Annotated in this window: 8 protein-coding genes and 1 pseudogene; 4 read left to right on the forward strand and 5 right to left on the reverse strand. The window is 37.9% G+C overall.

The features are described from left to right. Nucleotides 1–120: 120 nt before the first annotated feature. Together H1P_RS28605 and H1P_RS36665 are read right to left on the reverse strand one after the other, a co-directional pair. On the reverse strand, nt 121–546 hold the full coding sequence (locus H1P_RS28605; protein WP_186376198.1) for a hypothetical protein: 426 nt from the start codon (nt 544–546) through the stop codon (nt 121–123). Between the two features lie 12 nt (nt 547–558). After that, nucleotides 559–723: a hypothetical protein gene (locus tag H1P_RS36665; protein ID WP_186376199.1), complete on the reverse strand. Its 165-nt coding sequence runs from the start codon at nt 721–723 to the stop codon at nt 559–561. A gap of 196 nt (nt 724–919) precedes the next feature. Between H1P_RS36665 and H1P_RS28610 the strand changes: the two genes are divergently transcribed. Together H1P_RS28610 and H1P_RS28615 are read left to right on the forward strand one after the other, a co-directional pair. Continuing rightward, on the forward strand, nt 920–1,960 hold the full coding sequence (locus H1P_RS28610; RefSeq protein ID WP_144874142.1) for a class I fructose-bisphosphate aldolase: 1,041 nt from the start codon (nt 920–922) through the stop codon (nt 1,958–1,960). A gap of 97 nt (nt 1,961–2,057) precedes the next feature. Next, nucleotides 2,058–2,717 carry a TVP38/TMEM64 family protein gene (locus H1P_RS28615; protein WP_186376200.1) on the forward strand — a complete coding sequence of 220 codons (660 nt, stop codon included), beginning with the start codon at nt 2,058–2,060 and terminating at the stop codon, nt 2,715–2,717. A gap of 43 nt (nt 2,718–2,760) precedes the next feature. On the opposite strand, the gene H1P_RS28620 is transcribed toward H1P_RS28615, so the two are convergent. From H1P_RS28620 to H1P_RS28630, 3 genes are all read right to left on the reverse strand, one after another. Then, a complete protein-coding gene (locus tag H1P_RS28620) occupies nt 2,761–3,585 on the reverse strand; it encodes a YwiC-like family protein (protein ID WP_144874144.1) in 825 nt (274 codons plus the stop codon). Between the two features lie 157 nt (nt 3,586–3,742). Further along, a complete protein-coding gene (locus H1P_RS28625; protein WP_144874150.1) occupies nt 3,743–6,109 on the reverse strand; it encodes an ABC transporter permease in 2,367 nt (788 codons plus the stop codon). A gap of 25 nt (nt 6,110–6,134) precedes the next feature. Further along, entirely contained in the window at nt 6,135–6,890 is a 756-nt protein-coding gene (locus H1P_RS28630; protein WP_144874146.1) for an ABC transporter ATP-binding protein, read from the reverse strand. Nucleotides 6,891–6,978: 88 nt separating this feature from the next. On the opposite strand from H1P_RS28630, the pseudogene H1P_RS28635 reads away from it, so the two are divergent. Both H1P_RS28635 and H1P_RS36670 read left to right on the forward strand, forming a co-directional pair. Continuing rightward, a pseudogene (locus H1P_RS28635) lies at nt 6,979–7,368 on the forward strand (alpha-amylase family glycosyl hydrolase); the annotation flags it as partial. 491 nt (nt 7,369–7,859) lie between these two features. Beyond that, nucleotides 7,860–8,018, forward strand: a complete 159-nt coding sequence (locus H1P_RS36670) for a hypothetical protein (RefSeq protein ID WP_186376201.1) — start codon at nt 7,860–7,862, stop codon at nt 8,016–8,018. Nucleotides 8,019–8,218: the final 200 nt, after the last annotated feature.

Consider the following 8,218-nt stretch of genomic DNA (forward strand, 5'->3'; position numbering starts at 1 on the left):
TTCCAGATTTATTATATGGTTGTTGAACCAGAATATCAGAGACAAGGACTAGGAACACTGATATCAAAATCTATTTTAAATCTTACCTACTATTGTTAAACCCTTCCTCAGCATCCCTGCTTAATCTCTGTTGGAAAACAGCAGCATAATCTGATGACAAATTTGCTTGAGTTTTTCTTGTGTTCTTATAGTAGGAGGAAAATTACCTTCAAATTGCCAACTACCAATAGTGGAAAATTGCCACAAGGGATAAGAAGGTTCATAGCCAGATAATTCTACTCCAATTGCTTTTAATTTCCTCTGCTGACAATCTTCACTTAATCTAACTTGCATCAAAAGACTACGACATTGGCAAGGAAAATTAAGGTTTGAGAAATGAAACCCGATATCTATTGAGTTTTTATCTCCATATTTTTCTGTTTCGACATTTTTCAGCCAAGGTTTAAGATCGACAATAATATTGGGAAATTTTGACTTAAATAGGTAAACAATCGCCTCAATTTTACTAATCATCATTAAATTTGTGGCTTGCTCAATCGCATTCACTATTTTGACTCCTTAAAAATCTGAATTGTGCTGATGGTGGTGTAACTCTTTAAAATAACGATCTCTTTCGACAACAACTTGCCAAACTTCATCCCAGCGATTTTCGATAATAGTTCTCATTTTGTTTAACTGCCGACTAGAAAGGCGATTATCTTTTTTTGCCTCAACTATTTTCATAATTAACTCCTGCAACTACTACACATAAAGTAACTAGCAATAAGTAAGAACCAACAATGAGCAATGCTTAAATATTTACTTCTGTCCGCCATCTTAGATTTTTACTGATAATAATCTATCATCTCAAAAAAATTCTTGCAATTAGTTTTCAATAAGACTATGATTTATTTAGCAATTACTTAAAATTTTTTCACAAATGAATAATTATACTCAAGAACTTCGAGATACTGCAAAAGCAATGGTAGTCGAAGGTAAAGGTATCTTAGCAATGGACGAAAGTAACGGTACTTGTAATAATCGCTTTGATAAACTGGGCATTCCTGCAACAGAAGATAATCGTCGAGCTTATCGAGAATTAATATTAACTACTCCTAACTTAAGCAACTATATTAGTGGTGCTATTTTGTACGATGAAACCATTCGACAGTCCACTCAAGACGGTAAATCTTTTGTCGAAGTCATGCAAAATGCTGGTATGATTCCTGGGATTAAAGTCGATACAGGTGCTAAAGATTTAGCCCGAAGACCTAACGAAAAAGTAACTGAAGGGTTGGATGGCTTACGCGATCGCATTATAGAATACTATCAAATGGGAGCGCGTTTTGCTAAATGGCGAGCCGTCATTACTATTAGCGATAGAATTCCCAGCGATGGTTGTCTTGAAGCAAATGCTCATGGTTTAGCTCGTTATGCTGCATTGTGTCAAGAAAATGGCTTAGTCCCTATAGTAGAGCCTGAAGTGTTAGTTGATGGCGATCATAGTCTCAACAGATGCTACGAAGTTACAGAAAAAACGTTACATGAAGTATTTCGTCAGTTGTACGTGCAAAATGTCGCCTACGATCGAATGATTCTTAAGCCAAGTATGGTGATTTCTGGAGCAAATTGCCCTATTCAAGCTAGTGTCGAACAAGTGGCTAAAGCAACAATGGAATGTCTTTTAAATACTGTACCCTCTAATGTCCCAGGAATTGCTTTCTTATCTGGAGGTCAAAGCAACATCAAAGCTTCTGCTCACCTAAATGCCATGAATCAGATATATGGAGTTCAAGCACCCTGGCGTGTTACTTTCTCTTATGCTCGTGCTATCCAACAACCTGCATTAGAACATTGGCGTGGTAATGCTAGCAATGTAGCAGAAGCACAAAAATTATTATTGCATCGAGCAAAATGTAACAGTGCTGCTAGCTTAGGTAACTACAATGCAGATCTGGAAAAACAACCTGCTCTAGTCTAGTCTTAATTATTGATTCAATTCTCCTCCTAAGTTTAAACTTTACAGTAATAGGTAATATATATTGCTTATTACTGTTTTCTCTTATCAAGCAAAATCCATGAGTAATCAAAGCGTCATCAAGAAAAATAAAATTATCAAAATTGCTCAATTTATTCTTATTCTCTTGATAGTTGCTTTAGGAATTTGGTTTGTCAATCAAGTAGGTATCGAACAGATTCGTTCTAATGTTGAAAAATTAGGAATTTGGGCTACTGTTGCTGTTTTTGCGTTACGTTTTACCAGTGTAGTAGTTCCTGCTTTACCAGGTACAGCCTATTCAGTATTTGCTGGTGGACTATTAGGTTTTGTCCCAGGTTTAATTACTATTTGTTTGGCAGATATTATTTCTTGTAGTTTAAGCTTTTTACTATCTCGTCACTATGGACGTGATTTTATTCAAAAAATAGTCGGTAAACGCTTTATTACTCGCATCGATAATTTAAGTCAAAAGAATTTAGAAAACAACTTTTTTTTGATGACTGCATTTCTGATGACAGGTTTTTTTGATTTTGTTTGTTATGGAGTCGGATTAACCAAAACACCTTGGCAAAAGTTTATTCCTGCATTACTTATTAGTATCGGTCTTTCTAATCCACCGATTGTAGCACTAGGGGCAGGTATTTTAGAATCAGGAAAATTATTATTAGGATTTGCTCTTTTAGGAGTTTTTCTTTTAGGTGTGATGACTGCTATCTTAAAACGAAAGCAAAAGATTTGATTTTAAGTTTGCAGAATTATTTAATATTTAAACTAGACTTTTTTTATTTAGGTAAATGAGTAGGAAGAACACTAATAGATGCGATCGCAATATACAGTAAAGCAAAACGAGTCTCAAAGATAACTATAGAATGAAATCGAGCTTGACGATACCATTTTTGAAATGTGAAAACTACACCTAATTTAATTAGAGCAATGGCAAAAGAAAGAGCCGTTACCCAAAATAGACAATTAAAAGTATAAAGACAAGTAACAATCGCAACAGCACAACAATGGTAAATTACGCCTGGTTTAAAAGCTGCGGTTTTTTTGCGTCGGAGCTTAATTGTATAAATAGCACTGCTAAAAAATAGAGTATTAAGTATCCAAATCGCCATCGCTTGTAAAGAAAGACTTCCCGTAGTTGCTCCATATGCCAAAGGCGCAGCCAAACAAATTGTGGCAAAAACAATAATTTCATTAGTTATCGACTTATGCTTACCTTTAATAACAGAGATCGCGTCAGCAATTAAGCCTATAATAGCCAAAGCATAAAGCCATAAAAGCACCGAAGACTGTAACCATAACCAGATAGCTAAAAGAAAAGTAATTCCTCCATAAATTCCTCCCCACAATACATAACGAGGTTTAAAATTTTTTCTCAACTTAATCTGAACCACCAAAGGATGCTCTACTTGCAAAGCAAAAAAAGCACAAATTAAAGCAGTAGTAGTAGAGTACGTCCACTGTTGAGCTAAAGCTGCTCCAGTCAAAAAAGCACCAAATAACACCAGTAAAACCCCATGTTCGGGAGCAAATGTGGGATGAATCCAAATAGGAGGTTTCTTTCTTTTTGATTGAGTTGTATTCAACACAAAAGCGATCGCCATAAACTGAATTTACTGGATTTATTGATAAAGATTCTTATTAATCATGTCTTATAGTAACCCTATATGTCGAATAAGATTCATAAATGTTAGTAGTTTTTTAATTATTCGTTATTTGCTGAACCTCAAAGAAATTGGCTATGTGCAGCCAAATAATAGACTACTCTCTAGTTTTCAACACAGCAATCAAATCTAAGCGATTGATTTGACGGCGAATAATAAAACCTGAAATCAATCCCGCAATCGCGACCATGATAAAAGTAAAAGCATAATTATAATTAGTAATTATCAACGGTAAGCGATACAGTTCAGAGTTGAAAGCAGCAGACATCAGTGCAGCTAAACCATAGCCAATTAAGTAACCGAAGGGGATTGCTAATAAAGTTAAAATTGCTTGTTCTCCCAGTAAAATAAAAGCTACTTCCGCTTTAGTAAAGCCCATAATTCGCAAGCTGGCTAGTTCTCTTCCCCTCTCAGAAAGAGCAATACGAGCGGAATTGTAAACCACACTAAAAGTAATGATGCAAGCAAAAACTACGAGGAAATTCGTCATCATTTTTAGGTTTTCCGCACTGGTTTCTTGAAAGCTATTTAAGCTAGCTTCGCGGGTAGATATTCCCGTCACCGCGGGAATTTGTTTTAATTCGGTATAAAGCTGGTTAGCCAGATGGGAATCTACCGAGAGATAAGCACCAGAAATAGTTGCACCTTCCCGCATCAAGCGATTGAGGGCGTGAATATCGATATATGCTTGTACTCCTAAGAGTTCATCTACCAATCCCGCTACGGTAACTTGACGCACGGGGCGACTTTCTTCTAATACTTCCACCGTAAGAATATCTCCAGGTTTCACACCTAAGATATCTGCTAGTTTGGTTGTCAAGATCGCTCCATCACTGGGGAGATTGACAGAGTGTAAATTCTTATCCATCAAACGACGGAATTCCCCTTGAGGTTGAATACCTGTTAAAGCGGTGCGATAGGTGCGGTGTTCAAAACGTAGTCTTGCAGAAACTAAGCGGAATGGTTCGGAATCAATTACCCCTGGCAAATTAGCCACTTCATAACGGGTACGAGAAGGGCGGGGTTCATTGAAGATAATTGTCATGTCTTCCCGTTGTACCTGACGGAATTGAAAATCCATCAGATAGTTAACCGCATCTAAAATATAATTTCCTGTAATCAAAATTGCCACTGCGAGAGAAATACCGCAAATCGATAAACCAGCTTGTATGGGTTTTCGTTCTAAATTCCGTAAGATGATTCTTCCTGCAACGGAGAAAAAACGCTGTAAACCGAGTCTTTCGATAATAGTAGGTTTGAACTTCGCAGGTGGTTCGGGGCGCATTCCTTGGGCTGGAGGTAACGCAACCGCCTTACTAACTGCCATAAATGCACCGATCGCAGCAGCACTATAACTAACTATAATAGCAATGGCTAAAACCCTGGGACTAAAATCGTAACGCAACAAGGGAAACTTAAAAAATTCGGTGTAAAGTTGCGTCAGTCCTCTTCCTAACCACAAACCAACCAAAATACCCAAGATTGAGCCAAAAGTAACTATAATTAGGACGAATTTTAGATAGTGTACGCCAATAGCCCAGTTATCATAACCAAAAGCTTTCAACACGGCTATTTGTTCTCGTTGGGTACTAACTAAACGGGAGAGAACTACATTGAGCAAAAAAGCAGCAATTCCCAGAAAGATAGAAGGTAGGATAGTTGCCATAATCTCTAAACCCTTAATCTCATCATCCAGAATCTGATGGGAGAATTGATCTTCTCTACCGTAAGCACCCAAACTACCATAGCGTTCTAACAGTCTATCTAACTGGGTGATTACTTCAATTTCTTTGGCACCAGGACTCAAAGATAGGGTAACGTTATTAAATGCTCCATCAAGATCGTAAGCTTCACCCAAAGCATCTCGACCCATCCAGATAATGCCAAAACGCTTATTATCAGGATACAGTTCCCCCGCTCCCCGCACTTCGTAAACGTATTCTGGAGAAAGGGCTATCCCCACAATCTTTAACCTTTCCCATTTACCATTAATAATTGCCCCAATACTATCTCCCAACTGCAACTGATTCGCTTCCGCAAATGCTTCGCTAACTAATACTTCATCACCTCTTCCTGATTCGATATAACGTCCCTCACGGATAAAAGGCTCGTTTAACATTGAAATCTGCTGTTCTGGAACAGAAATTAGTCTCCCTGTGGCTGGTTCAGTCAAGCCTGGAACATCAAGGGTGACATCTACCACAATCCGAGTCTGGGTTTGGGCTACTCCTGGGATATCTGCAATCTGTGCCTCGATCGTTTCGGGAGCGCGTTTGAGAGAGAGAAAAACCTGAGCAAAATGATATTCGTTGTAATAAGTATTCTGAGTCAGAATCAGGGAAGTATAGGTACTTGTAGCCATCACAAAGCTAGCAATACCACAGGCAACTACAAGAGCGATCGCGATTACCTGCCCTCTAGTATGCCATAAATCTCTAAATAGTTTGCGATCGAGGGAATTCATATAACAACTAATCACTAATCATTATTTACCATTCCAAATCCTCTGGGGAAATTGGGGTTTCATTATGCTTAATACTAATAATCTCGCCACTACGCATGGTAATAACCCGATCTGCCATCGCAGCAATTCCTGCATTGTGAGTAATTACGGCAATGGTTGTGCCTAACTCGCGATTAACTCGTTGTAATACTTGCAGCACTAATTTACCTGTTTGAAAATCCAATGCACCTGTAGGTTCATCGCACAGTAACACCTGGGGACGTTTAGCGATCGCCCTTGCTATTGCAACTCGTTGTTGTTCTCCTCCTGATAGTTGGGCGGGAAAATGATCGAGGCGATGATCTAAATCCACTAATGCTAAAGCTTCTCTGGGGCGCATCGGATGAGAAGCTATTTCGGTAACCAGAGCCACATTTTCTCTAGCAGTAAGACTAGGAATCAGATTATAAAACTGAAAGACAAAGCCCACACATTCCCGTCGAAAGCTAGTTAAACAGCGATCGCTAGCCTGAGTCAGATTTCGTTCGTCAAAGATAACCTGTCCTGTTGAGGGAACATCCAAACCCCCCAAAATATTAAGTAAAGTAGATTTTCCACTACCAGAAGCACCCAGTAAAACTATCAACTCTCCTGTATGTAGATCGAGACTGACATTGTTTAGTGCTTGAACGGCAACTTCTCCCATTTCATAGACTTTACTAATATTCCGTACGCGAAAAATAGGTAATTGTTTACCATAATGAGAAATATTAAAGTGTTCTTGCCTGCTTGAGCGTGTCACAAATTCAATAAGGTAGAGATTAGTTTTAGTTCTTGATTACTATTGATTTTAGAATAAAAAAACAGTTTGAGATATATACATATCCATATTTCAAGCTATTAATGGAACGGTCTGGGTTTGGACAACATTTTCTGCCGACCAGATTGACCTTAATTATCGCAATCCCAAGGTGCTGCTGTGGGTAATTGAAACCCTACTGCTCTATGTCCGTCGTGGAGCCGATCTCATTTGTCTGGATGCGGTAACTTATTTATGGGAAATTCCTGGAACGCCCTGTGCTAATTTGGAGCAAACCCACGAAACGATTAAACTCTTTCGCGATATTTTTAATGTTGTAGCTCCAGGAATCGCTCTGATTACAGAAACCAACATTCCTCACAAACAAAACATTTCTTATTTTGGCGACGGTCATGATGAGGCACAAATGGTCTACAATTTTGCCTTACCCCCTCTGGTTCTTCATACTTTTTATCGCGAACTTAGAGAATCATTATCATAAAAACCAATTTTCTTAGCCTCTCCATAAGAGCCATAAAGTCGAAAAATGGTACTTATTGATTGATTTCTAGCAATTTTTTTGAGGTCCTGAAAGCTAAAAGCTCCCCTTTCAAATTTTGCGATGTATTCATCTAGGTTCATTAGAATCCCCTCCCAAACTCAATCAGAATTTTTGGCGAAGCTCCTCATACCTAGTTTTATTGTACCAATTTTGCTTGTGAGGTGATAGGGGTATGGCTATTTCATTAACCCAAAAAACAAGGTAATATGAAACCCTATTTACACAAAATAATTATCGGTATAATCGTTAAATTCTGTAGAGACATGATATATGGGATGTTTTGATAATCGGATTTGGGATAAATTAGTCCCGAAGCCACACAGGAACTTGAATTCGTGCAACTATCTTCATAGATCGAGGGGTATTGCAAGTATTAATTCCAGAAGCTAGTGAAGAAGAATTGGTATTAGATGATAGATCTGTATCGCATCTATGCAAAAAGTAGTCAATACTATATGCGATCGCTGTACTGGTTTCCATACTCAAAACTAGAACAAACTTTATTTACTCATAAACAAAGCATTCAATCTTGGGTAGTTAGTTTTAGCGATCGCATTATTAAAAACTAAGAGAAGAACGGATGAACCAACTAACTTTGACAATTAAAATCGCGTAGCGATTAGCTATAGGTTATAAGCTGGTTAAAGAGAGAAGAGCTTTAGTCTAGTAGCAATTTTGCTAGACAAAGCTGTACAATCTTAGACATTATGTCTAGGAAAAGTTAATGCGACCAGGAGAATTTGCTAAAAGAGTAGGAGTTAGCGTAAAA

Origin of the sequence: Hyella patelloides LEGE 07179, from assembly GCF_900659865.1 — a bacterium.
Taxonomy (GTDB): domain Bacteria; phylum Cyanobacteriota; class Cyanobacteriia; order Cyanobacteriales; family Xenococcaceae; genus Hyella; species Hyella patelloides.